The 26,813-nt window shown below is 37.5% G+C and carries 22 protein-coding genes; 3 read left to right on the top strand and 19 right to left on the bottom strand.

Annotated elements, in window-relative coordinates; genetic code table 11:
• Positions 1–29 precede the first annotated feature (29 nt).
• The 12 genes from F8153_RS06875 to F8153_RS06820 all read right to left on the bottom strand — a co-directional run bounded on the left by F8153_RS06875 (position 30) and on the right by F8153_RS06820 (position 12,890).
• Positions 30–146 (bottom strand): cyclic lactone autoinducer peptide, encoded by a 117-nt coding sequence (locus F8153_RS06875; RefSeq protein WP_151865640.1) that lies wholly within the window; start codon positions 144–146, stop codon positions 30–32.
• Between the two features lie 19 nt (positions 147–165).
• Positions 166–753 (bottom strand): accessory gene regulator ArgB-like protein, encoded by a 588-nt coding sequence (locus F8153_RS06870; protein ID WP_151865639.1) that lies wholly within the window; start codon positions 751–753, stop codon positions 166–168.
• A 112-nt stretch (positions 754–865) separates the two neighbouring features.
• Complete coding sequence (locus F8153_RS06865) at positions 866–2,188, bottom strand: sensor histidine kinase (RefSeq protein WP_192929700.1); 1,323 nt, start codon at positions 2,186–2,188, stop codon at positions 866–868.
• Between the two features lie 23 nt (positions 2,189–2,211).
• Positions 2,212–2,937 (bottom strand): LytR/AlgR family response regulator transcription factor, encoded by a 726-nt coding sequence (locus F8153_RS06860; RefSeq protein WP_192929699.1) that lies wholly within the window; start codon positions 2,935–2,937, stop codon positions 2,212–2,214.
• 74 nt (positions 2,938–3,011) lie between these two features.
• A complete protein-coding gene (locus tag F8153_RS06855) occupies positions 3,012–3,215 on the bottom strand; it encodes a hypothetical protein (RefSeq protein WP_151865636.1) in 204 nt (67 codons plus the stop codon).
• A gap of 123 nt (positions 3,216–3,338) precedes the next feature.
• Positions 3,339–3,920: an orotate phosphoribosyltransferase gene (gene pyrE / locus F8153_RS06850; RefSeq protein WP_151865635.1), complete on the bottom strand. Its 582-nt coding sequence runs from the start codon at positions 3,918–3,920 to the stop codon at positions 3,339–3,341.
• Positions 3,921–3,935: 15 nt separating this feature from the next.
• The gene (locus F8153_RS06845; protein ID WP_151865634.1) at positions 3,936–4,847 is read right to left on the bottom strand and encodes a dihydroorotate dehydrogenase; all 912 of its coding nucleotides are present in this window, start codon (positions 4,845–4,847) and stop codon (positions 3,936–3,938) included.
• Positions 4,840–5,613: a dihydroorotate dehydrogenase electron transfer subunit gene (locus F8153_RS06840; RefSeq protein WP_151865633.1), complete on the bottom strand. Its 774-nt coding sequence runs from the start codon at positions 5,611–5,613 to the stop codon at positions 4,840–4,842. The genes F8153_RS06845 and F8153_RS06840 overlap by 8 nt, the downstream gene beginning before the upstream one ends.
• Positions 5,603–8,827 (bottom strand): carbamoyl-phosphate synthase large subunit, encoded by a 3,225-nt coding sequence (gene carB, locus F8153_RS06835; protein WP_151865632.1) that lies wholly within the window; start codon positions 8,825–8,827, stop codon positions 5,603–5,605. Before carB ends, F8153_RS06840 begins: the two co-directional genes overlap by 11 nt.
• Positions 8,806–9,891: a carbamoyl phosphate synthase small subunit gene (locus F8153_RS06830; RefSeq protein WP_151865631.1), complete on the bottom strand. Its 1,086-nt coding sequence runs from the start codon at positions 9,889–9,891 to the stop codon at positions 8,806–8,808. The genes carB and F8153_RS06830 overlap by 22 nt, the downstream gene beginning before the upstream one ends.
• Positions 9,892–10,309: 418 nt before the next feature.
• Entirely contained in the window at positions 10,310–11,236 is a 927-nt protein-coding gene (gene pyrF / locus F8153_RS06825; RefSeq protein ID WP_151865630.1) for an orotidine-5'-phosphate decarboxylase, read from the bottom strand.
• Positions 11,237–11,567: 331 nt separating this feature from the next.
• Positions 11,568–12,890: a dihydroorotase gene (locus F8153_RS06820; RefSeq protein WP_151865629.1), complete on the bottom strand. Its 1,323-nt coding sequence runs from the start codon at positions 12,888–12,890 to the stop codon at positions 11,568–11,570.
• A gap of 456 nt (positions 12,891–13,346) precedes the next feature.
• On the opposite strand from F8153_RS06820, the gene F8153_RS06815 reads away from it, so the two are divergent.
• From F8153_RS06815 to F8153_RS06800, 3 genes are all read left to right on the top strand, one after another.
• Entirely contained in the window at positions 13,347–18,275 is a 4,929-nt protein-coding gene (locus F8153_RS06815) for a cytidyltransferase (RefSeq protein ID WP_151865628.1), read from the top strand.
• Positions 18,250–19,497 (top strand): lactate/malate family dehydrogenase, encoded by a 1,248-nt coding sequence (locus tag F8153_RS06810; protein ID WP_151865627.1) that lies wholly within the window; start codon positions 18,250–18,252, stop codon positions 19,495–19,497. Before F8153_RS06815 ends, F8153_RS06810 begins: the two co-directional genes overlap by 26 nt.
• A 296-nt stretch (positions 19,498–19,793) precedes the next feature.
• On the top strand, positions 19,794–20,831 hold the full coding sequence (locus F8153_RS06800) for an NAD(P)H-dependent oxidoreductase (protein ID WP_151865625.1): 1,038 nt from the start codon (positions 19,794–19,796) through the stop codon (positions 20,829–20,831).
• Between the two features lie 122 nt (positions 20,832–20,953).
• Here the strand turns inward: F8153_RS06800 and F8153_RS16045 are convergent, their stop codons facing one another.
• The 7 genes from F8153_RS16045 to F8153_RS06770 form a co-directional block, all read right to left on the bottom strand.
• Positions 20,954–21,163, bottom strand: a complete 210-nt coding sequence (locus F8153_RS16045; protein ID WP_192929698.1) for a hypothetical protein — start codon at positions 21,161–21,163, stop codon at positions 20,954–20,956.
• A 72-nt stretch (positions 21,164–21,235) separates the two neighbouring features.
• Entirely contained in the window at positions 21,236–22,831 is a 1,596-nt protein-coding gene (locus tag F8153_RS06795) for an NAD(P)/FAD-dependent oxidoreductase (protein WP_151865624.1), read from the bottom strand.
• A 13-nt stretch (positions 22,832–22,844) separates the two neighbouring features.
• Positions 22,845–24,110, bottom strand: a complete 1,266-nt coding sequence (locus F8153_RS06790) for a BaiN/RdsA family NAD(P)/FAD-dependent oxidoreductase (protein WP_243136926.1) — start codon at positions 24,108–24,110, stop codon at positions 22,845–22,847.
• Positions 24,111–24,376: 266 nt separating this feature from the next.
• A complete protein-coding gene (locus tag F8153_RS06785; protein WP_151865622.1) occupies positions 24,377–25,288 on the bottom strand; it encodes a LiaF transmembrane domain-containing protein in 912 nt (303 codons plus the stop codon).
• On the bottom strand, positions 25,270–25,773 hold the full coding sequence (locus tag F8153_RS06780) for a hypothetical protein (protein WP_151865621.1): 504 nt from the start codon (positions 25,771–25,773) through the stop codon (positions 25,270–25,272). Before F8153_RS06780 ends, F8153_RS06785 begins: the two co-directional genes overlap by 19 nt.
• Before the next feature lie 4 nt (positions 25,774–25,777).
• Positions 25,778–26,230, bottom strand: coding sequence for a hypothetical protein (locus F8153_RS06775; RefSeq protein WP_151865620.1), 453 nt, complete (start codon positions 26,228–26,230; stop codon positions 25,778–25,780).
• Entirely contained in the window at positions 26,227–26,724 is a 498-nt protein-coding gene (locus F8153_RS06770) for an RNA polymerase sigma factor (protein WP_279237120.1), read from the bottom strand. Before F8153_RS06770 ends, F8153_RS06775 begins: the two co-directional genes overlap by 4 nt.
• Positions 26,725–26,813 lie beyond the last annotated feature (89 nt).

The raw sequence follows: 26,813 nt of genomic DNA, 5'->3' as shown, positions 1-26,813 counted from the left end.
TGGTATTTTTCTTTGGTTTAATTTTCTAACTACCTTCTCTGAGGTGCTTTAGGTTGATATAGCATTCCAAAACAGTTAATACTTACTCCTAATCCTGCAAAAACTACAGCCAGTGAAGCAACCATCTTTAATAGATTTCTTTTCATCCTTTCACCTCCCTGTAGATTACCTTGTTTTTATTATACCTGACACCATTGGAGTCAGGGTTACAGCCTCAATTAAAAACCCTAAGGAAGCAATGTTAGTATAGTACAATAAATCCCTTCTTAAAAAGCTAAAAACTAATATAATTCCACAACCTATTATGTAGGTAATTAGACTTCTTCGCCTGTATACAACTCGTTCTTCATTATCAAGAGGCTTATTAGGCGTATCCTTTGGAGAGTAGAGATAAATGAATATGCCAGATATCATAAGACAAACCATTACAAACAATAAACTGATTTCAATCGGTATTATTGAACTGAGTTTAATAGCTGTATAAGCTGTTAAAGCAGTTACAGATAAACATAGAATAATAGAATCAGCATGAATGCCACCAGCCTGTATCCTTAGTGTGCTAAAAGCAATCATATATACTATTAATTCTTTTGTAAATCCTGCAGCAGCCGCTAAAGCTAGTAATATTGTTGTTTTAAAGACTGTAATAACAAACATTTCTATTCCATAACGACAATAATCTATATCATCATATTTTATTAAAGAATTCTTTTCTAGTTTTACTGCTAAATTATACGCAAAATTGTATAGCATAACTGTTCCCCCAATACAAATTTTGAATATTCTTATAATTTATATATCATTTCACTGTAATTTATTCAATAATTTTGTCAAAATCGGTTGTTGAAATGGAATAATTGACAAATCACCCTGCCATATCATTTTTGTTAGGAAGGGTGATTCTCACCCTAAAGGTATGGTCTAAATCCTCAATAGTGATTATACCTTTATACTTTTCAACAACTTGCTTTACATTTGAGAGGCCAAAACCATGATTATCATAATCTGCTTTAGTGGTATATCTCTCTAAGGAATCCTCCTTTACATACAAATTTCGAGAATCTTTACTGTTTGTAATATTTAGTACAATATATTCATCTCTGTTGAACATCTCTATTTGTATTACTTTTTCACCATCCTGGATTTTCTTACAGGCCTCTATGGAATTATCCAAGAGGTTACCAATTATAATGGATAGGTCGATATAATCCAACTCCATTTCCTCAGGCAATGATATAGTAGATACCATATTGATGTTTTCTTTTTTTGCCAACTGATATTTTAAATTTAGCAGGCTGGATATTACAGGATGGTTAGCGCGTAAAATATCGTTTAACTCAGATACATTATCAACCAGAGACATTATAAATTTTTTTGCCTCTGTATACTTCTCTAACTGTATCATACCGTATACAGTACTTAGATAATTATTAAAGTCATGTCTCTGAGCCTTAAGAGATGTAATAAGATCTTGTAAATTGCCAAAATAAGCTCTTTGGTTCTGATATTCCTTTTCTCTCATTGTCCAGTAGAGTTCCTTTTGATTTTGAATCATGATCTTCCTCATGATCATAAATACCAACCACGTAAAAATTACTGCACCCGAAGCCATACCTAGAATGCTAACATAATCTAGATTATCATTGGGCCTCATATTTTTATAAAGGATGAATGTCATATATATTATAATTACATTAAATATTAAAATCAAGGAAAGAGGGTATACTAGTTTCCCATTTTGATACTTTCTTATATTAATGCTTTTTAATAATATTAACATTAAAACCAAACAACCTAGCTTAGCAAGTATAATAGCTAATATTCTATATATGTTAATGTGATATAGCTTTTCTGGCGAGATATGAAAAATAAAAACAATTAAGTTAACAGCTACCAATTCTCCAATAAATATTAGTATAAGACCAACTAAAAGTATTAAGTATGTAAAAATAGGCTTTTTTCTAAATAGTACTATAAATATCCATCCAGTAATTACTACCATGATAAAAAAACCTAACAAGCTTCCTAGTCCTAGATATTGATTTACAAAAGTATTAGCCAATCCAAGAATTATTATTAGAATCATACCTTTTTTAAAAATAGGTTTTTCTTTAAACAAATAAACGAAAAAAACAAACAAAAGAAGCAAATCGATTAAATTAGTTAAAAAGTTCATTGCTATATTCAAAACCATAACCTCCCTTCATTTACCTAGCTATTATTGTATAAGTATCCTTCAAAGGCATTAATCACTTGCTTTTTATACCTTCTACTTATAGGAATAGTGCTATTAAATTTTTCTTTAAAAAATATTTCATTACCTTTAATGCATTTTACTTTGCTTATGTTTACAATAAATCCTTGGTGACATAAGTGGAATATATTTTTATCAATTTTCTTTATTAATTCCTTTATGGAGCAATACATTTCGTAGGTATCATTTTTACAATGTACTTTAACTTTCTTCCAGCATTTTTCAATATAATAAATATCATCATAACTAATAGTTGTAATTTCGTCTCTGTTTTTAATAGTCAGGCTATTAATTTTATCTTCATAGGCCTTTTTCTCATTAAGTCTTATAATGGCCTTATTCACCAACCCCTCTACCTTTGTTATTGACACTGGCTTTATACAGTATTGAAAAGAATTGATCTCAAAGGCCTCAAGGGCATACTGCTTATAGCCAGTAATGAAGATTATAATTGCATTTGGACTTTTTTTATGTATCTCTTTTCCTACTTCAATTCCGTTAACATCACCCATTTCAATGTCTAAAAAAACAATATCAAAAATCTTAGAAGAATCTAAAAGCTCTTTCCCTGTAAATGAAAGTACGAAGTCTATTTCATAAGACAAATTCATTTTTTCTATACAGTCCTTAATAAACTCCACCTGTATCCTTGAATCATCACTTATTCCTATGGTTATCTTCATCAGATGTCCTCCTCCGTGACAATATTTGTAATTTTTCGACATCCCCTAATAGATTCCCTTTAATTCACCATAAACTATTTTCTATTTCTAAAAAACACCTTATACAGGTCAAAGGATAAAAATATGCCCATTAATAACATTACAAAGCCCTTAAGTAATTCCAATACATAGGTTGTAGTTAGGGTGGCTGTGTAACTTTCTCTTACACCTATTATCGTACCAACTGCTATCACTATTAATACCATACCGGTAATTTTCAAAATAGTATTAAGCTTCATATTTCCATCTCCCGACTTTTTTATCTATAATATATCATAATTTATCATTTTCGGAGAAGGTTCTTATTAAAAGAAAAAAACCAATTCTCTCGAAGTGGTTTTTAAGTACATTATACATATTTTCTATTTCAAGCTTCTGCTTCCAGGCTTAATTGCCGGTAATTCTCCAGCCTTACATAAAGGACATTCATCCGGGGTGTAGGATATTACCTCAGTAGTTAAGGCAGCTGATAAGGGTACCCCAAAGTCTATAGCGCCATTACTTCGATCCACCAGTAGAGCCACACCAACTACTATTCCCCCCTGCTCCTTGACTATATCTATAACCTCTCTAACAGATCCACCTGTTGTTATTACATCCTCAGCCACCAACACCCTTGCACCCTTTGGTATTACAAAACCCCTTCTTAAGGTCATTTTTCCATTTTCACGCTCAGCGAAAACATTCTTTGCCTTAAGCTTTCTAGCCAATTCATAGGCAATGATGATCCCTCCCATGGCTGGCCCAATAACAATTTCCACACCTTTATCCTTAAAATCCTCTGCCAAAGCTGCAGATAATTCCTCTGTGAACCATGGATATTGTAAAACCTTAGCGCACTGCATATATTGATTACTGTGTCTTCCCGATGTCAATATAAAATGTCCCTCCAACAACGCTTCAGATTCCTTCAGTATTTCAATTACCCTTTCCCTGCTTATCATATGAAATTCTCCTCTCTATTTTAATTTACCAATAAGATTATTTACACTACTTTCCTTCTGATCTATTAAATAGTCTTCTATACCCTTAATAACAGACGTTGTAGCAGCTGGATTAACAAAGTTGGCGGTTCCCACCGCTACTCCTGTTGCTCCAGCCAATAGAAACTCCACAGCATCCTCTCCTGACATAATTCCCCCCATCCCTATAATAGGGACCTTCACTGACCTTGCAACCTGATAAACCATTCTTAAAGCCACTGGCTTTATAGCAGGACCGGATAGCCCTCCGACTACATTCCCTAATATAGGCTTTCTTTTTCTTATATCAATAGCCATTCCCAATAAGGTATTGATTAAAGATAATGCATCAGCTCCTGCGGCCTCTGCTGCCTTGGCGATTTCAACAATATCCGTGACATTAGGGGAAAGCTTTACAATTAGAGGCTGCTTAGCCCTTCTTTTTACCTCTGATGTTACTTGATGAACCATTTGTGGATTTGTACCAAAGGCAACACCCCCCTCTTTAACATTGGGGCAGGATATATTTAGCTCCAACATATCAATATCCTCATGACTCAAGGCCTCCACCACCTGACAGTAATCCTCAAGGGTTCTTCCAGCAATGTTGACAATGATTTTTGTATCATATTGTCTTAGAAAGGGGATGTCTTTTTTGATAAATTCATCTATACCTGGGTTTTGTAGACCCACACTATTGAGCACTCCTCCATAGACCTCTGCCACCCTAACTCCATCATTTCCTTTCCAGGGGATATTGGCTACCCCCTTTGTTACAACAGCCCCCAGTTGATTTAAATCAAGGTACTCACCATACTCCCTTCCTGAGCCAAAGGTTCCTGAAGCAGTCATCACAGGATTCTTTAATTGAACTCCAGCTATATTCACACTTAAATCTGGTTTAATCATTCCATACCACCTCATCCCTTAAGAATACTGGACCATCCTTACATACCCTTTTATTTTGCCACTTCATTAAACCTTCATCTTTTATTTTACAGGTACATACCAAGCAAGCTCCTATTCCACAGGCCATTCTTTCCTCCATAGATAGTTGAGCATTAATATCTACAGCCCTGCTCCAATCTGCTACAGCCTTCAGCATTGGTTTGGGACCACAGCTATATACCATTTCACCCTCTGGAGGATTTTCATCTAACAACTTTATTACGTCCCCCTTGGCACCATAGCTACCATCCTCTGTTGCTATCAAGACCTGATTTGAATATTTTTTAAACTCTTCCACCAAGAAGGGTTCCTCCCTAAACCCGAGGTAAACACTGATATTCCCTTTAAGCTCTGAGGCCAGCTGTAATAGTGGTGGAACTCCAATTCCCCCTCCAATTAGAATATGATTTTTGACCCCTTCATCTACCTTAAATCCATTTCCTAAAGGACCCATAAAAGGGATCCCTTCTTTTTCCTTCATTTTGGATAGTTCCTTTGTTCCCTTTCCAACAACTCCATAAACCAATTTAAAGGTTCCTTCACCTATACTAATCTGAGAAATACTAATGGGTCTTGGAAGAAGCAAATCTCGCCTTGGTAAATATAAATTGATAAATTGTCCTACCTTTGCCTCCTTAGCTGTGTCGCCTACGGCAAGTTTCATTTGATAAATACCCTTTGCAATTTCATGGTTTTCTAGAACTATTCCAGTAGTCTTACTTTTCATTTATTGATTTCCCTCCCAGTTCTATAGCCTCCATTGAATCAGGCTTTATATCCTTTTTTAGCAAATCCACCATAGCTGCTACAGTATCTAAAGATGTTAAAACCTTGATGCCATTATCAATGGCAGCTCGACGTATTCTAAAACCATCCCTTCTTGAGTCCTTACCCCTAGTTGGGGTGTTGACAACCACCTCTACTATACCACTTCTTATGATATCTAATATATTTGGTACTCCATCTTCTATCTTCTTTACCTCTTTAATGGGTATATTTAACTCTTTAAGATACCTTGCTGTCCCTGAGGTAGCAAGAATTTTATAACCTAAGCCAGTAAGCTCCTTGGCCATTGGAATAAACTGTTCTTTATCATGGTCCTTTAGGGTTACCAAGATGCCCCCACCCTTTTTAGGTAGCTTTAACCCAGCTGCTACAAAGCCCTTATACATTGCCTCCTCAAGGCTTCTGCCTATTCCAAGAACTTCTCCTGTAGACTTCATTTCTGGTCCAAGGCTTATTTCAGCCATTGCCAGCTTTTCTGTAGAAAAAACCGGAACCTTAACCGTTACCAGTTCAATATTTTGATAAAGACCTATTCCATAGTCTAAATCCTTTAGCTTCTCCCCCAGCATAATCCTTGTTGCCAGATTCACCACTGGTACTCCTGTTACCTTACTGATATAGGGTACGGTCCTACTGGATCTTGGATTCACTTCAATAACATATAAATCATCATTATAGTGGATAAATTGAAGATTAATCATTCCTTTTACCTTCAAAGTCTTTGCAATCTTAGAGGTATAATCTGAAATTTTGGCCTCTATCTCAGGGCTAATGCTTTTACTAGGATATATACTGATACTATCTCCAGAATGAATCCCTGCCCTTTCAAGGTGCTCCATAATACCAGGTATAAGGATGTTTTCGCCATCACATAGGGCATCAACCTCTAATTCTCTACCTAAAAGATATCGATCTATTAATACTGGATTTTTTTTATCTCTATTAAAGGCCATGGTTAAATACTGATGAAGTTCTTCTTTATTGTAGGTGATCTCCATCCCTTGTCCCCCTAGTACATAGGAAGGTCTGACGATTAGAGGATAACCAATTGCCTCTGCCTCCTTAAGGCCGTCCTCTCCCCCCCAAACTGCCCTACCTTTGGGTCTAGGTATATTAAGCTCTTCCATTATAGCGTCAAACTTTTCTCGATCCTCTGCAGTATCAATTTCCTGAGGTTGGGTACCTAGTATGGGAATGTCCATGGCTTTAAAGAAGTTGGCCAGCTTGATTGCTGTTTGTCCCCCGAATTGTAGAATAACCCCATAGGGTTTTTCCTTTTCAACTATATTGAGGACATCCTCCTCTGTTAAGGGCTCAAAGTATAGCTTATCGGATATATCGAAATCTGTACTGACGGTTTCTGGATTGTTATTAACAATTATAGTTTCTATACCCATTTGCTTAAGGGCTATTACACAATGGACAGAAGAGTAGTCGAACTCAATTCCCTGACCAATTCTTATGGGTCCGGAACCTATTACCATAACCTTTTTTCTATCGGAAACCACCACCTCATCCACCTCATCATAGGTGGAATAAAAGTAGGGGGATTGTGCATCAAATTCACCACCACAGGTATCCACCATTTTATAGGAGGCTTCAATCTTCAACTTTTTTCTAAGATTATAAATCTCCTGGGGTGAGGTGTTTATAAAATCTGCAATCCCCTTATCAGAAAAACCCTTCTTTTTTAAGGTCCTAAGGGTATCCTCGTCTAACTCCTCTAATTTCAAAGTTCTTAAATCTTCTTCCACCAGTACTATATCCCTCAGCATATCAATAAAAAAGCTATCTATCCCAGTATTCTGACAAATCTTGTCAACCCTATAGCTTCTTCGTAGCATTTCAGCAATTTCAAATATCCTCTCATCGCTGGGTATTTGAATTCGCCTTCTTAACTCCTCCAAATCCATCTCCTTTAGGGATTTTCTTTCCAAGGAATATTGTCCAATTTCCAATGACCGAATTCCCTTCAGTAGGGCTGCTTGAAAGCTATTTCCTATGGCCATCGTTTCACCAGTTGCCATCATCTTGGTTCCTAGCCGTCTGTTGACACCGGGAAATTTCTCAAAGGGCCATTTCGGAAGCTTCACCACAACATAATCAAGGGTTGGCTCAAAGCATGCTAAGGTTTTACCCGTTACAGTATTGGTTATCTCATCTAGATCATATCCTAGGGCGATTTTAGCGGCTACCTTTGCAATTGGGTAACCCGTTGCCTTTGATGCTAAGGCAGAGGAACGACTAACCCTTGGATTAATTTCTATAACCACATATTCCATACTCTTGGGATGGAGGGCGAATTGAACATTACAGCCCCCTTCAATTTTAATCTCATTAATAATGTCTATAGCCGCATTCCTAAGCATCTGATATTCTTTGTCATTTAAGGTTTGGGAGGGGGCCACTACAATACTGTCCCCTGTATGAACTCCAACTGGATCAATATTTTCCATGTTACACACAGTAATACAGTTGCCAAATCCATCCCGAATTACCTCATACTCTATTTCCTTCCAGCCCATAATGGACCTTTCTAATAGTACCTGACCTACCCTACTTAGCTGTAGGCCTTGGATCAAGATCTCATAAAGCTCCTCTATTGTATCTGCAATTCCTCCACCAGTACCTCCAAGGGTAAAGGCAGGCCTCACCACCACTGGAAAGCCCATGGCTTTAGCAAAATCTAATCCCTCCTGTAGACTGCTTATAATTTTCCCTTCAACCACTGGGTGTTCAAGCTTTTCCATAAGCTGTTGGAAGAGTTGCCTATCCTCTCCCTCCTTAATGGACTCTATGGAGGTACCTATAATCCTTACATGATATCTATCTAGTATACCCCTATCGTATAACTCAACTGCCAGATTTAATCCCGTCTGTCCACCCATTCCTGCCAATAAGCTATCGGGTCTTTCCTTTTGAATGACTTTTTCAACAAACTCCACCGTAAGGGGCTCAATGTATATTTTATCTGCAATTTCTCTATCCGTCATAATGGTGGCAGGATTACTATTTATCAAAACAACCTCTATACCTTCCTCCTTCAAAGCTCTACAGGCCTGCGCTCCAGCATAGTCAAATTCAGCAGCTTGACCTATTATAATTGGTCCTGATCCTATCACCAATACCTTCTTTATACGATGATCCTTTGGCATCCTTCCTCCACCTCCATCAGCTTAATAAATTTGTCAAATAGATATTCTGTTTCCTTTGGCCCCGGTGATGCCTCTGGATGAAACTGCACACTAAATATTGGTAAGGTCTTATGCTGTAAACCTTCAATTGTATTGTCATTTAAATTAACATGACTGACATATGCCTCTTTACTTAATCCTTCATCCCTAACAACATATCCATGATTTTGAGAGGTAATATAGACCCTTTTATTGATTAAATCTTTTACTGGATGATTACATCCCCTATGGCCATACTTAAGTCTTTCAGTATCTCCACCTAGTGTTAGAGCCAGAAGCTGGTGGCCTAGGCATATTCCAAAGATGGGCATTTTACCCATAAGGTCTGAAATTGTCTTCTTAATTTCCAGCAAATCCTTAGGATCTCCAGGTCCATTGGATAGAAGAATCCCATCTGGTTTATGGATAAGAATTTCTTTAGCAGAGGTAAAGGCTGGAAAAACCGTTATTTTACAATTCCTCTTCTCAAGGGCACGTAGAATATTGGCTTTTATGCCGAAATCTATAATTGCCACATGCTTTCCAGTGCCATCTATACTGTAAATCTCTTTGGTGGTCATTTCCTTTACTGCATTGACATTATCAATTGCCTTTAGCTTTTCTTGAACCTCTTTAGAGGTTAGTTTATCTACTGTGATGATTCCTTTTAATGTTCCTTGATTCCTAATAATCTTGGTTAAGGCTCTGGTATCAATCCCTTCGATGGCCATAATACCCTGCTGCTTTAGGTACCCATCAATATCCATCTCACATCGCCAGTGACTTGGTTTGTCAGACTTCTCCCTTACTATGAAGCCCTTAACCTTAGGGCTTTTAGACTCTCCATCCTCTAAATTAATCCCATAATTCCCTATTAAGGGATAGGTCATGGTAACAATCTGACCATAGTAGGAGGGATCTGTAAGAACCTCTTGATATCCTGTCATTCCTGTATTGAAAACTACTTCTCCTGTTGTCTCACCGATGGCCCCAAAGGCCCGTCCATGAAATATCATTCCATTCTCCAATATTAAAGCTGCCTTCATTTTAATCACCTCTTCTTAGTATTTTAGATTAGCTTGTTAAGGTGGTCTACAGGAATGCTTTTAGATAACAAAAAGAGCAATAAAAAGAGGATTTAAATAATCTTCTTTCTATTGCTCTAGTTATAGTTAATAGCGATGAAGTAACAATAAAAAAACAAAAGGGTAATAGAACTTCCTTTAGGACCCTTTCTATTTGGTTACCATTGTTAATTACCTGTAATTTTTTACAGCAAAAAAACTTAGTCAGTTTTTTCATGGTTTCTCATTCCTTTCTGGCCTCTCTGGACCAATTTAAAGGTAGACTCACACTCTTCAAAATATGTTATCATAGGTGGGAGCAGTTGTCAAAGGGTTTATTTGGTATAATACAATGCTAGTCCCTAAATAACCTTATTCTGTTGATTCGTTTTTTATGGAATTACCCTATGACCTTTTGCAAATCAACCTTCATTGCAAGGGCAGCTTCCCTTGCAGCCATCGCAAACTCCTTTTCTTTAAATCTTTCTTTATTTTCAACCATTCTGTGGGCCCCTATGATTCCTCTAGAAGAGTTTATAATAGCTCCCAAGCCATCCCTATTGAAGCATGCCTTTAAGTCCTCTGCATTTCCCCCTTGGGCCCCATAGCCAGGGACCAAGAAGTAGGTGTGGGGCATGATTTCTCTAAGCTTAGCCGCCTCCTCTGGATGGGTGGCCCCAACCACAGCTCCTATTCTGCTATATCCACTACTGCCTTTTAGTCCTTCCCCCCACTGGGATACCAAATCTCCCATTATTTCATAAATACACTTTCCTTCAATGGATAGATTTTGTATTTGACCGCTGTTGGGATTAGAGGTTTTTACCAGCACAAAGAGGCCTTTATCATAATCCCTACAGTCCTCTAGGAAGGGTTCTATAGAATCGTAACCCAGGTAGGGATTGATGGTTATGGAATCCTCTTTGAAAATTTCAAATTCCTCACCTTCAATGTCAACTCTACCGATATGACCCTTTGAATAGGCCTCTGCAGTGGATGCAATATCTCCCCTTTTAATATCCCCGATAATCACCAAGCCCTTTTTCTTTCCATACTCGATGGTTTTAATATATGCCTCTACCCCTTCAGCTCCATATTGCTCATACATGGCAATTTGGGGTTTTACTGCTGGTACAAGGTCATGAATATGGTCTATAATTTCTTTATTAAACTGTAGGAAGGCCTCAGCTACAGCCTTTGGAGTTTTTCCGTACTTTTCAAAATTCTCATCTTTTATCCACTGGGGTATAAAGCTTAGCCTTGGATCTAACCCCACCACCGTTGGGTTATTTTTTTCTTGGATTTTTCTAATAAGTCTATCGATCATTATAAAAAACCTCCTTCATAATAAAATGAGTAATTAGTAATGAGTAATGTTGAGTTGATTAAAAACTCAATGTTGAATGTTAAATGTTAAATGTTGAATGTTGAATGTTGAATGTTGAATTATTGTAGAAATTTGCTTTACAAATTTCATTTTACATCTTTTCTCCTTTAATCTTTTAACTATTCACTATTAGTTATTCACTATTCACTAGTTCTTCCCTATTACTTGTCTTTCACCTGTTCCCTATTCCTTATTACATATTACCTGCTTTTTCCCTATCCCCTATTCCCTATTCCCTGCCTCTTACCTATTCTCTATTACTTATTACTTATTACCTATATTCTTTATATTTCTCCTCCAACTCTGGTATCAGCCTACCCTTATCCACAACAATCCTACCATCCACTATAGTGTACATCACCCTTCCCTTAACCCGTCTGCCATGGAAGGGGGTGTTTTTACCCTTAGAGTAAAATTTTTCTTTGTCAATTGTGTATTCCATCCTTGGGTCAATGATTGTGATATCTGCAGTTTTTCCTTCACTAAGATCTCCTGTCTCTAGCCCGAGAAGTCTGGCAGGGTTATAGCTGAGTTTTTCAATAAGCTGAAGGGGTGTTAATGTCCCTTTTTGAACCAATTCTGTTATGCTAAGGGATAGTGCTGTTTCCAGTCCCACTATTCCAAAGGGTGCATCCTTAAAGCCTAGGGCCTTTTCATCCTCATGATGGGGGGCGTGATCTGTGGCTATCATTTCTATAGTGTTATCCTTAAGGCCTTCAAGGATGGCTTCAACATCCTCTTTACCTCTAAGGGGTGGGTTCATTTTTGCATTAGGGTCACCGTGGCCCACCGTCTCTTCTGTCAATGTGAAATGGTGGGGGCAAACCTCAGCAGTTACCTTTGTACCCTTAATCTTAGCCATCCGTATCAGATCCACAGCTCCTTTGGTGCTAACATGACAAATGTGGAGCCTTGCCCCAACTTGCTGGGCCAGTTGAATATCCCTCTTGGTAATAGAATCCTCTGCCTCGGGGGGGATACCCTCCAAGCCAAGGGTCTCCGCTAATTTCCCCTTATTCATCACACCTCCAGCAACCAGTTTATGATTTTCACAGTGGACAAGGATTGGAAGATTTTCTTCCTTCGCCCTATCCATTGCCCATTTCATCAGCTTTTCCTCCATCACAGTTTTACCGTCTTCACTGATTCCACAGATCCCTGCCTTCTTTAGAGCTAAAATATCCACCAACTCCTCTCCGGCTTGGCTCTTCGTTATACTACCAATGGGGAGGATCTTTATTACCCCAGCCTCCTGCCTTTTAGCCAATAACTCCTGAACTCTTTGGGGACTATCAATAGCTGGCTTCGTGTTGGGCATGGCACATACAGTTGTAAAGCCCCCCATGACCCCACTTAGGCTTCCTGTAAATATGGTCTCTTTATGGGTAAATCCCGGCTCCCTGAAATGAACATGTAGATCAATCAAGCCTGGTACCACCCAGCAGCCATCAGCATCAATATATTTCTCAGCCTCTTCGATAATTTTGGTCTTTGATATCTTTTTGATCTTCCCCTCCTCCACTAGCAAGTTCAACACTTCATCTGTTGCTGTGGCAGGATTTATGAGTCTTCCATTTTCTATTAGCAGCTTCATACCATCCCTCCTAGTCTTCTAAGAATAATAAAAAGAGCAATAGAAGAAGTTTAAAAACTTCCACCATTGCTCCTATAATCGTTAAAAGTAACATATACTATAGATTGTTGATGTAAATAATCAAAAATACTATAGTTCCTTGTATCCTGTAATTTTCTACAGCAAAATAATACCTTGATTTTCATTCTCATCATTCCTTTCTGGTCTCTCTGTACCAAATTAAAGGTTGACACATCTTAAAGTATTTTAGCATAGGTAGGATTCTCTGTCAACTCGAAAATCATCCTAGACCAAAGCTAGTAAAGTTCCTATTTTTAGACTTATTCATCTACAGAGGAGTTTCAATCTGCTTTATCTAATTACTAATTCATCATAATCTTTTCAAAACTTCTTTATTAATGCATTTTTAATAGGATATAATTGATAATAAGAAATTAATCCATAGGAGGAAGGCTTATGACGAATATTACTCCCAGAAAAATGTATCAGGAGGTATGTAGACCATTATTAAATCCCGACTTTTTATCGGAACTTCAGCTGAATAAAGAAATGATTAAGCAGGAAATTGAGGGCCCATACTTTATAGCCAACATATCTAGTATAGCAGAAAACCTCACATTTACAAGTCAAGCTGTATACCAGCTACTATGTAATCTATTAAATAAGCTATGGGGAGATACACAGCCTGATAATCCTTTGTTCTACATATATCAATATTCTTTGAGTCTTTCCTTTCCAGAATCAGTGGAGATCCAGTTGAAAAAGGAGTGGGATGCAGCCTGTCGCCTATATCTAAAGGTTTTGCAGGTCATCTGTGAAATACAGAAGCAGTCTGAGGATAAAACCCTACAAAGTAAATATCCCCTTATATTCCTTACTCCTAAAGAAATGGAAAAGTACAATGTTTCAGATGAGTACAAAAACTTTGTAGGAACCTTTCATAAAGAATATATCTACGAGATGATGAAGCTTAATCAAGATGTTATCGGTCATAATACCCTTGATCATATTTGTGGGGTTCACTATTTGGCAATGTTTGTTGGAAGACAACTTTATGAAGCTGGTGTGCCGATAGATTTAGGAAGGGTGTCAGGAGCAGCCGCTGGCCATGATATCGGAAAATTTGGTTGCAGAAGCTTTGAAACAAAGCGAGTTGCCTATCTTCATTATTACTATACAGATTTATGGTTTAAGAAACGTGATATCCCCTATATCGGTCATATAGCCCTGAACCATTCGACATGGGACCTAGAGCTAGAAAATCTTTCGATAGAATCTCTAATTCTTATTTACTCAGACTTTCGGGTAAAAAATGCACCTACCCCTGAGGGCTTTATTATGAAGATCTTTAATCTTAAGGATTCCTTTGATGTGATTCTGAGTAAGCTGGATAATGTGGATGATGCCAAAGAAAGACGCTATAGAAGGGTTTATAATAAAATGCGGGATTTTGAGGACTATATCCTTAGCCTTGGAATTGAAACCCGTAGCGAGAATCCTGCCACCATAAACTTTCAAAAAGAAAAAAGGTATTACCCACTAATGAAGGGTAAGGATATTACCCAACATTTAAAATATCTTGCTATTAAGCATAATATCAACCTAATGCACAAATTGAGAAATGAAACCTCCTTAAATGAGATTTTGGAAATTGCCCGAAGTGAAAAGGATCCAAAATCCTTAAGGGAATATCTTGATATTTTTCAGGAATACTCCACCTACTTAACCCCAAAACAGAAAATAATTACCTTGAAGTTTCTATATGAAAATCTGATCCATCAGGAAGAGGATATCCGTAGGCAATGTGCAGAGCTGATGGGCATTTTAATCGCAACCTTTGACGAGGATTATAGAAAGGAAGTGCCTCAGCATGTAGCTCTTCCATCGGCTGAAATAACCAGCTGTCAAATCCTTGATGATTATTTAAAGCTACTGATATACCCTGATCATAAAATGATTCCCATTCATCGAAGCTGGGTGGGATATAGTATGCAGGTATTAATTTCATCCTTATTCTCCAATTGTAAAGCAATCCAGGATGAAGACTATAAGAAAATCATCCTCTATTATTTTCAACAGGAAAACACTAATTTTAATGAGATTAATGTTTATCTCTTGGATGTCATAAAACACGTTCCTCTAACAGATGATCATAATGGCCTAGAAATACTTTTTAGTTATATTGAAAGGGGTTTAGAAAGTAAAAGCCCTGACCTGAGGATCACTTCCCTCGAAACCATCTATTATATGAAGTCCACCATAAGGACCAATGAGACTCTATTAAATAAGCTATATCATTATATTCAAGACTATAACTATGCTTCCCCTGCAGAAAACTTCATTCGGCTGAAGCTCTCTAGAAAGCTTGCCCTAGAGGATGGAATCATAAACCACTACTACAAAGCTACCCTAGTAGATATGGAAAGGGCCTCAGATATATTTTTGAGTAATTTAAAGACAGCCACCAATTACGTTACCAAAAAGATACAGGTGGAGATGCTATTAAAGTATTTTTTAGAGGATAAACAAATTGACGGTCTTTATACGGCTATGCATTTTTGTAATTTGCTGAAGGTGAGTGCCATTGAGACTGTCCGTAATAGAGCAGGAAAATCCTTAGTGGCTATTTTCCCCCACCTTCCCTTGGAGCAGCGTAATGATATTGCCATCGAGCTCTTAAGGGCATTGGAAATCGAAGGCTATCAATTTACCAAATATATACCTAATTATCTGGGTCAAATCATCATCTATCTTCGTCCCTTCGAGTTGGATGAGCTTTTGAATGACCTTATAGATAAAATAAAGCAAGCAAATCCTCAAATTAACTCCCTTCTTTTAAGGACCGTTGGAATTTTAATTTCAAATTATCCAAAATATAAGCTCCTCTTTAATGAGGAAGAGGAAGCCTATCAAAACAGGTTGAAGAAAATGCTAGGAATTTTGTTAAATGGATTGGTTCATGATGATCTTCAGATAAGACAAATATCCTTTAGCGTAATTGGTAAGGAAGTCTTCGCCTCTAAGAAGCTGGAGCTTGAAGAAAAGCACTTTATTTTTCAATTAATGGCTAAGAAAATTTTAACCCTTTTATCAGACACTGAGGATAATGACCTGTTGTTCCTTACAAATTCCTCGGGTTTAAATAATATCTACCGCTTTATATCTGAATATATCTTCCAAGAGGGGGGTATAACCATTAAGGATCCAACAAGGGTTGCTTTTTTCCCGGGTACCTTTGACCCCTTTACCCTGGGCCACAAGGAAATCGTTAAAGCCATTCGAAATTATGGTTTTGAGATATTCCTTGCAGTAGATGAATTTTCATGGTCAAAACGAACCCAGCCTAATCTAATTCGCAAGAAGATTATTCATATGTCCATTGCAGACGAAATGGATATCCACCTATATCCTGAGGATTTTCCAACAAATATTTCAAATCCAACGGACCTAAAGAAATTAAAGGAGAACTTTGGTGATACCCTAGTTTACATCGTAGTAGGTAGTGACGTACTATTGAATGCCTCAGCCTATAAAGAGGAATGCCGCCCCTATTCCATTCACAATTTTCCCCATATCGTGTTTGAACGTAGAGATGCCGATGATCTAGGGGATGAAAATGAAAACCTTTTAACCAAGGCAATTACTAAAATAGATGCTCCAATTATTCGATTAAATTTGCCACCTCAATATGAGGACATTAGTTCTACACAAATAAGAACCTATATTGATGAGAATAGAGACATTTCAAAGCTCATTGATCCCCTAGCAGAAAGGTTTGTTTACGAGAACAATCTCTATAGAAAGGAGCCTCAATATAAGTCGATCCTTCAAACCATATCCATAAGAGTTGAAGAGGTGGATGAATATAATGATGAACTTGTTGGTATAGTAACCAGTGAGTTCCACAAGAATCGTCAGGAAGCTAGGAATCATATTAAAGGCATATTTCAGAAACCCTATAGCAAGATGATTTTAATTAAAGATATAATAAATAATGATCGAATCATTGCCTATTCTATCTTCCATTGGATACCCTCAGCTTCAATTTACAGTGAATTTAAAGAAAATGACGTAACAGGTTTTATCAGAAGTAATTATAAGGGTCGTATCATTATGATAGATGGAATCTTCACTACAAAGGAGGAAAATTTCAAAAACCTGAATCAGATCATTTTAACTGAAACCCTAGCCCATTGCTTAAGCAACGATTACAGCTTTGGTCTTTATCAGAATAGGATTGATAAGAACCTATCCTCTGATTTAATGGAGCTCATTTATCTCCATGGTTTCATGAAGCTTTCAAATGCTGAAGGAAATCCCATTATGGTAGTAGATATGTCTAATCCCTGCACTCTGTACTTAGATATTGAAACCATTATAAAGGAGCCCTTTAGAAGCAATCCCAATATAAAAAGCTGTATTAGGGAAACTAGAAAGGATCTCCAGAGGGCCCTTACAAAGCTCTATCCGGGTAATCTAGTTTTATCCTTTGATAGAGATATCATCGATGAAACATTGGTGCGTAAAATTTGTAATGAGAACAATGTCCTCCCAATACAAACCAAGACCCGTAGTTTGGGTAAATATATGTGTGTTCCCTTTGGCAATATTTTAAATAGAATGATTGTTCCCAATACCGTTACCAAATCCCTTCATACAGAAAAGATGTTTTATCCGGACTTAAAGAAATTTACAATAGGGGCATATCCCCACTATTTGGATCTTAATAATCAGATTAAAATGATCAAATCCTTTAATCGTTCAGTGATTTTGGTAGACGACCTCCTTAACAAGGGCTATAGAATTAAGGCATTAAGCCCCCTACTAAAAAAAGAGGGCATAGAAGTTAAGAAAACAATTGTTGGTATTTTATCTGGAATGGGTAAAGAATTAATGGAAATCGACAATAGAGAGGTGGATAGTGCCTACTTTATTCCAAAGCTTAGATTATGGTTTAATGAAAATCTCCTTTATCCCTTTATCGGAGGTGACACCCTTTGGAGGGGAAAATATCCTGAGGGGAACCTATTATCCTCAGTAAACTTAATATTTCCCTACACCTCACCAGCCTTTATTAAGGGAGTAAGCAACCAATCAATCTATGACCTATCGGAGGTGGCCATAACCAATTCCCTTAAGCTCTTAGCAACTCTAGAGGCTGAATATCAAAGACTTAATGAAAGAACCTTAACCCTTGGACTTTTAGGGGAGGTTATACTGTATCCCCGATGTCCTGACCATGGGAAAAATATGCATTATGACTTAAATTTAAATCCCTCCAGCTATTTAAAAAATGATTTAGAGCTATTAAAGAGGCTACAATCTAGTATTATAACCAGTCATACAGGAGGTTATGAAAATGCATTTTTATCGTTATCAGAATAAGCTTCTCTTCTCCTTCGAAGAGTATAGCTGTTTAGAGAAAATATCTGTTTCAACTGTTGATTTATCAAAGGATAACCTATATTTCTTAAAGAACTTTGATAGAGGCAAATCAAGAAGGAGCTTTGTTGTGACTCAACCTTCTCAGCTATTTATAAAGGAAGAGGGAATAAACCTCCTAGCTTTAGAGGAATCCCAAAGAAATCTTCCTCCTTGGTTAATAGATAGAATCCATAATAGAGAGGTAGTATCCATCAATACTGCCTATGATGATTGGCAGGATGTTTTGAATCTTTCTCCTCCACCAAAGTGGAGGGTAAATATCCTTGGACTTGGAGACGTTGGTAGCAACCTTTTAATAGGCCTTAAGCTTTTGGGCGGGGATTGTATCAAGGAGATTGGAATCTATGATCGGAATCCCAACAAGCTACAACGTTGGGAAAGGGAAGCCAATCAGATATATGGCGTTAATCAACCTATGGCTAAGGTTGTTCCCTTAGATTTCAATAATCTTTTTAACTGTGATTTATTTATATTTTGTGTAGCAGCCAGGGTTCCTGCCATTGGAGAGGAAAATATCGATGTTCGGATGGTACAGCTTAAGGAAAATGCTAAAATCCTTAGTACCTATGGAAAAATGGCCAGGGATGTCGGTTATAAAGGCATTTTTGCCGTTGTTTCTGACCCAGTAGACCTTCTTTGCAGCTCCCTTTTAAAAGCCAGCAACACTGACACTGATGGCAATATGGACTATAAAGGTCTATTGCCTGACCAAATTAGAGGCTACGGCCTAGGAGTGATGAATGCTCGAGCTCTTTACTATGCAATGGACCATTCGACAGCCCCCTACTATGAGACTGAGGGAAGAGCTTATGGTCCCCACGGCGAGGGCTTAATAATTGCCGACAATATCCATAATTATAACCATGAAAAATCTCTATATCTTACGGAAAAAGCTAAAACAGCCAATCTTGAAATCAGAAGTCTTGGCTTTAAGCCCTATATTGCCCCTGCCCTATCCTCTGGAGCTTTATCAATCCTAGACACCATAAGGGGGAACTGGCATTATAGCGCCACCTATATGGGGGGAGTTTATATGGGCGCCTTAAATAGATTCACTAGTCAAGGTGTGGAAGTGGAGGCCAATCATCTTCATCCTCAGCTTTTAGAAAGGCTTAAGGGAACATATCAGTTGCTGGAGGAACTGGGGAAAGGCAGTGAATAGGTAATAGGGAAGAACTAGTGAATAGTGAATAGTGAATAACTATAAGCAGATAACCGTCAGCTTATCTGTTGTGTTAGTCCCTTAGCTAGGAATTTGACATAAAACTTCATAAGTATATTTTAGAGTTTTCTGTGGAATTAGCTAGCTACATTAATCTATTCTTATAATATTGAAATTTGTTAAGCAAATTTTTTCATTAATTCAACATTCAACATTCAACATTCAACATTTAACATTTAACATTCAACATTCAACATTTAACATTAAAAGCCTTCTACTGAAAGGAATGAATCTATATGCTATATGTTATAAAGAGTCCAAAGCTTTCTCAGCAGTTAAAGAATATGATGGAAAGGGCCTTGGAGGGTATTGACTATAAAATTATTGATAGTACCCATAAGCTTGAGGATTTAAAAAACAAAAAAATTCTCTTTGTGGTCCAATTGGATAATATTGGTGCATGCCTTCCCATTATGGAAATTCTGTCTACTTTAGCATCTGAAGAGGAACCCCTTAAGGGCTCTACAGCTGGGATTTTAATACAAAGCAATAGTCAGCTTTATACGAAGTCGGCTGCCTCCCATATAGTTTTTATAGCCAATAGTCTTGGCTGTAGCTTTATTGGTCATCCAATGGTTGAGGCAACCGATGACTTAAGAAACTTTTTAACATGGCAAAAGGTTATGGATTCATCCTTAGAAGAAATATCCCTAGAACGTTCTAAAACCCTTACCGAAAGATTATTATCAGAGAAAGTATTGCCAATAGAAAACCCTAAGCTGGTGGCCATCCATTCCAGCTTTAGAAAAACCTCCAACACCCTAAGGCTATGGAGTATGACAGCGGAACATCTTAAGGATTATAAGATACAGGAACTTCATGTTGAGAATGGTTCGGTGTATGATTGTTATGGTTGTCCCTACAAAACCTGTAAAGCCTATGGTTTAAATGATAGTTGTTATTATGGTGGAGTAATGATTGAGGAAATCATTCCAACCATAGAGGGGGCCGACGGTATTATCTGGATTTGTCCCAATTACAACGATTCCCTCTCCTCCAACCTTCTGGCAGTAATCAACAGATTAACCTCCCTTTACAGGAAAATAAGCTTTAATGAAAAAAGGCTTCATTCTATTATTGTTTCGGGAAACTCTGGCAGCGACTCCTTGGCTCGGCAATTGATAGATGCTTTAAATATCAACAAGGGCTTTTATCTTCCAGCCAATTTTAGCCTTATGGAAACCGGCAATGATAAAGGGGCTATTGAAAGGCTACCAGGGATTGAAGGCAGAGCTAAGAAATTTGCTGAGAGGATTAAGGAAAGCTACTTCTAAGGCAAATAATAAGTAATATGTAATAGGTAATAGGTGGAAAATAGAAGGATAGTATATAGTTGCTGTTTAAGACATTTTAGACATTTAAATGTATGATTTAGCAACCAAATATTTACTTTTACTTAATCTTTTATATAATAAAGAAAGTTACCTAAACCATTTAAAAATCTATTATATATCATATTATTTATACTTTCTCTTCCTATAACGATAGTTGCTAGCATCTTTGATCTTGATGGTTTTCTACCATTTTTAAATGATAGGTTTAAAGAGCCAGAATCCACCGATGAAGACATAAGAAGTATGACAAGATAAGTTGCATCGTTACTCATTGCTTATTACTCATTCCTACTTAAAACTTACATATCTTTCCCCCTTCATTAAAATAAGAGCCTAGTCAGCTCTTATTTTAATGGTGCATATTTTCTTATGATAGCCTCAGCAACCTTTATTCCGTCTACTGCCGCAGATACAATTCCTCCGGCATAACCAGCCCCTTCTCCAGCTGGATATAACCCTTTGATATTACTTTCCATTTCGTCATTTCGAAGAATTCTTATGGGAGATGAGCTTCGGGTTTCAACCCCTGTTAGTACAGCCTCAGGATTACTAAAGCCTCTTATTTTATTGTTTAAAGCTATGATGGCCTCCTTCATGGCTTCTGTTACATAGGGAGGCAGGCATTGCCTTAAATCTGTCATGGTAACTCCTGGCTTATAGGAGGGTTTTACACCGGCTACTTCTTTAGATGTTTTGTCCTTTAAAAAGTCCCCCACCAACTGACAGGGGGCATGATAATTGCTTCCCCCCAGCTTAAAGGCAGCTTCCTCCCACTTTTGCTGATAGAATACACCAGCTAGAGGATGCTCACTTTCAAAATCCTCTGGACCAACCCCCACCAGTAAAGCGCTATTGGCATTTTCTGCATCCCTTGCATGATAACTCATACCATTGGTTACAAGCCGGCCTACCTCTGAAGTAGCAGCCACCACCTCACCACCAGGGCACATACAGAAGGTATAGGCTCCTCTACCATTGCTACAATGATGGCTTAGCTTATAATCGGCTGCCCCCAGTTTCTCATGTCCAGCATATTTCCCATATTGATTCCTATCTATTGCCCCTTGGGGATGCTCTATTCTAACTCCAATGGAAAAGGGCTTTTGATGGATTTCAACCGAATGATTGTATAGAGTATGGAAGGTGTCCCTTGCGCTGTGGCCTATGGCTAAAATTACTGCCTCAGATGATATTTCTTCCCCTCCATTTACAATAACTCCCTTAATGACATCATCCTTTATTATTAAGTCCGTCGCCTTAGAATTGAATCGCATTTCTCCACCAAGGGCAATGATTCTTTCCCTTATATTTTTAACTACACCCCTCAAAAGATCTGTACCTACATGGGGCTTGTAATGGTAGATGATTTCTTCAGGGGCCCCAGCTACAATCATCTCCTTTAGAACCTTTCTGCATCTTAGATCCTTTATCTGAGTTGTCAGCTTCCCATCGGAAAAGGTGCCGGCTCCCCCCTCACCAAACTGAACATTGGATTCTTCTTTAAGGATTCCTGTATTCCAAAATTCCTCTACATCCTTAGTTCTCTCCTCAACAGATTTTCCTCGCTCCAGCAATAAGGGCTTATATCCCCCCTCCGCCAATACCAGAGCAGCAAAAAGACCAGCAGGTCCAGTACCAACTACAATGGGTCTTTCTTCAAGGTCCCTTTCCCCAGCAGCTACAGGCTTATATTCCAAATCTGGTGTGATGGTAATTTGTGGACCTTTAACCCTTTTCAGTAACTCAGCTTCATTATGGACCTTAGCATCTACTATGTAAACAAAGTAGATTTGATCTTTTTTTCTGGCATCAAGGGATTTTTTATAGATGGTATATTCAATTAAATCGGCATCTTTAATTTTAAGCCTCTTGATTATTTCATTCCTTATTTGATTTTCTGGTGTCTCAATAGGGTATTTTATTTCAGATATCCTAAGCATCTTAATCTCCCTTCTATGTATGATTGAGGATTGCCGCCTCTCCTGCTATATATCCGGTTGACCATGCCCATTGTAGATTAAATCCACCGCAATCTCCATCAATATCCAAGATTTCACCAGCTATATACAGTCCCTGAATAAGCCTTGATTCCATTGTTCTGGGGTCAACCTCATCTACTTTGATACCGCCAGCTGTTACCTGGGCATGTTTCCATGCCTGGGTTCCATTAACCTTTAATCTCCATCCCTTAAGGAGTTCCACCAGCCTTCTGATTTCTTGATCTTTCACTTGGACTGATGGTTTTGTTGGAGATGATAGGTTGGCTTCCTTTAATACAACTGGTATCAGCTTTTTATTAATTAGTCCAATAAAGCTAAAATCCAGTGGCCTTTCAGGCTGGTATGCCAGTCTAAGCTTTAGATTGGCATAGAGTTCCTCTTTAGTTAGTTGTGGAAACAAATCCAGTGTAATATAGGGTATTTTACCAGTCATCAACCCCTCTGAAGCAAGTCTACTCAGCTGTAATATCGGGGGCCCTGATATTCCATAATCTGTGAATAAAATTTCTCCACCCTCTATCCTCAGGGCTTTATCATCGATCTCTATCGAGGCTTCCCCTACAAATTTTACTCCAGAAATCCCTTTTAGAAATTTTGCCTCTAATTTTAACTGTATTAATGCAGGAAAGGGCTCTATAATACTGTGACCTAGGGCCTTTAGTAGATTATATCCGCTACCATCTGACCCCAGCTGAGGGCTGGCCATACCTCCAGTGGCTACAATAACCTTATTTCCATGAATAGTTGTGTCATCCTCTAGGATCACCTTAAAGCCCCCCTTTGAAGGCTTAATTCCCTTTACCTTTGAATTGCACCTTTCCTCCACCCCTAAAGCCTGTAGCTGATATCTTAAGACATCCAAGACACTGGATGCTTGATCTGAATAGGGATAAACCTTTCCGCCATCTTCTACCTTACAGCTAATACCTAAAAACTCGAAAAGATTTATTACCTGGTCTACATCAAACTGTTTTAGGGGGCCTTTAGCAAACTTAACATTTTCTCCATGGAATCGTTTAATATCCATGTTAACGTTTGTTAAGTTACATCTTCCGTTACCTGTGGCAAGAATTTTTCTTCCTACCCGATCAGAGGCCTCAAGAATCATGACCTCTGCCTTGTTTCTAGCAGCAGCAATAGCCGCAGTTAATCCTGCAGCTCCCCCACCAATTATCAATACTCTATTTTCATCCTTCATAATAAGCTCCTTATTTTCCATTCTGTAGATCTATTATTTCCCTTCAACCCCTAATTTAATATCAAATGCACTATTTGTCAAGAAGATGATAAAGGAGTAGAATTTTCTACTCCTTTATTGAATGTTAAATGTTGAATGTTAATGTTTAACTATTGTAGTAATTTCCAGAAATTTCATGCTTATATCTCTTAATACTTTTACTATTCACTATTAGTTATTCACTATTCACTTATTTTTTACCTATTACCTATTCCATATTCCCTATTCCCTCATTACTCATTGCCTTTTCAGTCTATCTTAACTACCTCAATACTACCCTTGATAAGCCTTAAGGTGTTTTCACCTTTCCCTGAAATATAGGATACTCCTTTAACCACATCATTTTTCTTCTCGATTACCCAATCAATATTCCCTGAATAATCAAATTCCTCAACGTCTGCATCAATCTTTAAAATGCTCTCTTCGTCTATCTGCACTATGGTATTTCCATATACATCAACAATCCAATTTCCCTCTATATCTCTTCCATCAATTTCTACTCCATGACCATGATAGTTAACCCTTTTTATTTCAACATCAATCCCCTTTGGAAGATACAAGTTAAAACTTAAGTTGGTGATTTTTTCCCTTAGGTCGTTATTTCTTTGTATGCCATCTACAGATATATGTAGGGTGTTGTCAACCTGATAGGTTACTAATTCAATGTTTCTCAAGAGATCTTCAGCATTGTCCTTAGATATTGCAAATACATTTCCCTTCCCAGAAAGGAGGATCTTTTGATCATGGGTACTGCCTATATAAGTATAATTATTGGGCAAATCAACTACGATTTTATCAATGGTTGAATCTACTTGTTTCTCTTGAAGCTTAATATTTAAGCTATAATCAACCCCTTCTGCCATAGCTGCTAAGCGGGGTAGAATACCGATGGCAGAAATGGAATAAAAACCTAGGCTTATTATGGCAATGAGGATAATCATAAATATACTAAAGCCATCATATTTCACCTTCGGACTTTCTTCTTTAGAAAGATAGATATAAAGGAGGATTTCTACACCTATCACAATCAGAATAACTGGCCAAAACTTTATAACATAGGAAGCTATCTCATAGCCATTGATCATCGATAGCAATAAGGTAATTCCAAGGACTATAAGGGTTAGTCCCATAGATAAGGTTCCTACTCTCCATTGTCGCATTTTTCCTCATCCTCCCTTTTTACCTTTGAACCCTTGAGTAAAAATACTCCTCCAGCTATGAAAATTACTGCAAGAAATGCTGTTTGCATATTTACTCGGGTATGATACGGTATTTGATAATAATACATAGATGTCATGAATAATCGATCAAATAATAGATAACCTCCAAAAATAATTAATCCATAGGCCAAAAGCTTTGAGCTTTTATAAGGGATAGCTTGATTATGGATAACCCATTTTACAATTGGTACATCATCGTCCACCCTTTTTTCAGGTGAAGCTCCACGGTTCATAGCATCAAAGAAGCTATAAAACCAAATTATCGGAAGAATAAATAAAAATAGTTCTAATCTAAAGAAACCAGCAATCATAATGGGTAGCATAAATAGAGCCATTAGCTGCACACCCCTACGCATCATTCCAAGGTACATATGTCCGGCACCAGGTATCAATGAGAATAAAAATGTCCATAATTTGCTTTTCATACAATCACTCCTTTATATTTATACTGAAATTATTGAAAATGCTTTTACCTCTATCAAAAATTTCTTGACTCCAGCCTCCAAACATGGCCATCTCTATCTTGTGGGTGGAATCATCCAAGGCTGTCATTAGCTTAGGGGTACTTCTGCCGATTACATCAAAAACCCCTGTAGAAACCAATATTAGGGTAATACTAGCTGCTATTGCATAATACTTAAAGAGTTTAAACCTATAAACTTTATTTTTACGTTCTTCAATTTGATAAATACTACTCATCACTGTCTTAGTAAAGGTGGCAGATTCCCTGAACTCCTCTTCATGAATTTCATCTAAATGTTGAAGATAAATATCCATACATTCATCACAGCTATAAAGATGATTTTCCATTTCTATACGATCATCTTCATCAATAATATTTAGTGTATATGCCTTCCAATACTTTTGATCATAATGCTTCATGGTCCGCCCTCCTTCCATTTTACTTTGAGTAGATTTCTTGCTCTATAAAGCCTAGATTCCACTGTTTTTATACTGATTCCTTCCTCTTCTGCAATCCTTCTACAGTTTAATGACTGAAGATAGTATTTCTTTAATACATTACTATACTTCTGGGGAATGCCTTCACATAGATTTTTGATTGCTTCAACCTCTTCCCTTTGAATGATTTCTTCCTCAAGAGGCTTATCCTCTAGCCACTCCCTTTCATCTATATATTCTAAAGGAATCACCTGAACCTTTCTTTTACTGCGGATATAGTCAATGGATTTGTTGGTGGAAATCCTGCCAATCCAAGTTTTAAAACCCTTAAATTGATATGTAGAGAGGGAGCTATAGGCCTGTATAAAAACCTCCTGAGCAATATTTTCTGTTTCCTGTGGATCTCGAATAATGTTATTTATAATTGCAAATACGTATTTTCTATATGCCTCAACTAATTTTGAGAAGGCATGGATATCCCCGGCTAATACCTCTTTAATAATGCGTTCCTCATTAATATTGCTCCCCTCCTTTTACTCATATATATAGACGTATTATTTACAAA

This window comes from Alkaliphilus serpentinus (genome assembly GCF_009017255.1).
Classification (GTDB): domain Bacteria; phylum Bacillota; class Clostridia; order Peptostreptococcales; family Natronincolaceae; genus Alkaliphilus_D; species Alkaliphilus_D serpentinus.
Note: the sequence above shows the minus strand (reverse complement) of the source record. Positions and strands in the feature narration are given on the sequence as shown.

Bases quoted from the DNA above. Each gene is read 5' to 3' on its own strand.
- carB (WP_151865632.1), bottom strand. From the start codon at position 8,827: ATGCCAAAGGATCATCGTATAAAGAAGGTATTGGTGATAGGATCAGGA.
- F8153_RS06845 (WP_151865634.1), bottom strand. From the start codon at position 4,847: ATGATTAAACCAGATTTAAGTGTGAATATAGCTGGAGTTCAATTAAAG.
- F8153_RS06795 (WP_151865624.1), bottom strand. From the start codon at position 22,831: ATGCTTAGGATATCTGAAATAAAATACCCTATTGAGACACCAGAAAAT.
- F8153_RS16045 (WP_192929698.1), bottom strand. From the start codon at position 21,163: ATGAGTAACGATGCAACTTATCTTGTCATACTTCTTATGTCTTCATCG.
- F8153_RS06860 (WP_192929699.1), bottom strand. From the start codon at position 2,937: ATGAAGATAACCATAGGAATAAGTGATGATTCAAGGATACAGGTGGAG.
- F8153_RS06790 (WP_243136926.1), bottom strand. From the start codon at position 24,110: ATGGAAAATAAGGAGCTTATTATGAAGGATGAAAATAGAGTATTGATA.
- F8153_RS06810 (WP_151865627.1), top strand. From the start codon at position 18,250: ATGCATTTTTATCGTTATCAGAATAAGCTTCTCTTCTCCTTCGAAGAG.
- F8153_RS06775 (WP_151865620.1), bottom strand. From the start codon at position 26,230: ATGAAGCATTATGATCAAAAGTATTGGAAGGCATATACACTAAATATT.
- F8153_RS06820 (WP_151865629.1), bottom strand. From the start codon at position 12,890: ATGAAGCTGCTAATAGAAAATGGAAGACTCATAAATCCTGCCACAGCA.
- F8153_RS06875 (WP_151865640.1), bottom strand. From the start codon at position 146: ATGAAAAGAAATCTATTAAAGATGGTTGCTTCACTGGCTGTAGTTTTT.
- F8153_RS06840 (WP_151865633.1), bottom strand. From the start codon at position 5,613: ATGAAAAGTAAGACTACTGGAATAGTTCTAGAAAACCATGAAATTGCA.
- F8153_RS06780 (WP_151865621.1), bottom strand. From the start codon at position 25,773: ATGAAAAGCAAATTATGGACATTTTTATTCTCATTGATACCTGGTGCC.
- F8153_RS06800 (WP_151865625.1), top strand. From the start codon at position 19,794: ATGCTATATGTTATAAAGAGTCCAAAGCTTTCTCAGCAGTTAAAGAAT.
- F8153_RS06870 (WP_151865639.1), bottom strand. From the start codon at position 753: ATGCTATACAATTTTGCGTATAATTTAGCAGTAAAACTAGAAAAGAAT.
- F8153_RS06830 (WP_151865631.1), bottom strand. From the start codon at position 9,891: ATGAAGGCAGCTTTAATATTGGAGAATGGAATGATATTTCATGGACGG.
- F8153_RS06785 (WP_151865622.1), bottom strand. From the start codon at position 25,288: ATGCGACAATGGAGAGTAGGAACCTTATCTATGGGACTAACCCTTATA.
- pyrE (WP_151865635.1), bottom strand. From the start codon at position 3,920: ATGATAAGCAGGGAAAGGGTAATTGAAATACTGAAGGAATCTGAAGCG.
- F8153_RS06815 (WP_151865628.1), top strand. From the start codon at position 13,347: ATGACGAATATTACTCCCAGAAAAATGTATCAGGAGGTATGTAGACCA.
- F8153_RS06855 (WP_151865636.1), bottom strand. From the start codon at position 3,215: ATGAAGCTTAATACTATTTTGAAAATTACCGGTATGGTATTAATAGTG.
- pyrF (WP_151865630.1), bottom strand. From the start codon at position 11,236: ATGATCGATAGACTTATTAGAAAAATCCAAGAAAAAAATAACCCAACG.